This window comes from Streptomyces silaceus (assembly GCF_001419745.1).
Lineage (GTDB): Bacteria > Actinomycetota > Actinomycetes > Streptomycetales > Streptomycetaceae > Streptomyces > Streptomyces silaceus.
The window spans coordinates 1-1,017 of record NZ_LIRJ01000732.1 but is presented as its reverse complement, the minus strand read 5'-3'; the positions used below and the strand labels follow the sequence as shown (position 1 = coordinate 1,017).

The following is a 1,017-nucleotide window of genomic DNA, read 5'->3' as shown; positions in this document are numbered from 1 at the left end:
TGGAGCGCGCGCTCCAGGGCGAACTGCCCAGCGAGGGGATGGTTCTGGGCGCCGTCCAGGTGCCCCCGGACGGCCGTCCCGTCGTCTTCCTCGCCGACCACCCCACCACCGGGGGCTACCCGGTGGTGGCGGTCGTCCGGGAGGCCGACCTCGCGGCGGCGGCCCAGGCTGCGCCCGGTACGCCGGTGCGGTTCGTCGGATCGGGCAGGCGCTGACCGAAGGGCCGGCAGGCACCGGGATCAGGCCGGAAGGGCCGCGAGCGCCGACGCCACCGCCAGCGAGGCGCCCCGGTCCAGCCGGACGCTCGTGCCCCGCGCCTGATGCCGCACCTCTTCGGCCGCGAGGGCGAGGAGCTGGGGCAGCAGATCGGTGCAGCGGCGCGCCACCCAGCCGGTGCCCGCGGTGGCCAGCCACCACAGGCTCGCCGACCGGGTGGGCGGCGGCCGCTCGGGCTCGCGGGCGGGCGCCGCGCCGGCGGCGAGCCCGCGCGCCGCGAGAAGCCCGTGGCAGCGGGCCGCGAAGAGGCGGTGGCCGCGCTCGCCGGGGTGCAGCCGGTCCGCGCTCCACAGGGCACGGTCGGCGGCCAGGTCGCCCTCGGCGGCGTGCAGATGGACGGCCTCGTAGCGCTCGGAGAGGGCGTGGACGACGGCGTTGACCGCGCGCTGCCGTCGGGCCAGCGGCCGGGCGAGGGCGCCGGGCAGCCCGAGCATCGCGCCGGGGTCGGGCAGACAGGCGGTGAGGAGCACGGCGCCCGCGTCGGCGCAGGCCGCGTAGATCTCGTCGAGGCGGGCGGCCACGGAGTGGATGTCGAAGGTGCGGCGCAGGGTGTCGTTGACGCCGACGACGACGGACACGAGATCGGGGCGCAGGGCGAGCGCCGCGGGCAGTTGCCGCCGCCGCACGTCGGCGGTCTGGGCTCCGCTGACGGCGAGGTTGTGGAACTCCACGGAGGCCTCGTCTGCCGCGAGCCCTTCGGCCAGCAGGGCGGCCCAGCCCCGCCACGCCCCGTCGACGGGG

At 78.5% G+C, this 1,017-nt stretch carries 1 protein-coding gene and 1 pseudogene; one reads left to right on the top strand and one right to left on the bottom strand.

Annotated features, from left to right (window positions below; all coding sequences use genetic code 11):
* Positions 1-215, top strand: a pseudogene (locus AOK22_RS39085) (biotin-dependent carboxyltransferase family protein); the annotation flags it as partial.
* 24 nt (positions 216-239) lie between these two features.
* Here AOK22_RS39085 and AOK22_RS39080 read toward each other — a convergent pair.
* Positions 240-1,017, bottom strand: a 778-nt coding sequence (locus tag AOK22_RS39080) for an SGNH/GDSL hydrolase family protein (protein ID WP_055703355.1), incomplete at its 5' end; no start/stop codon positions are given.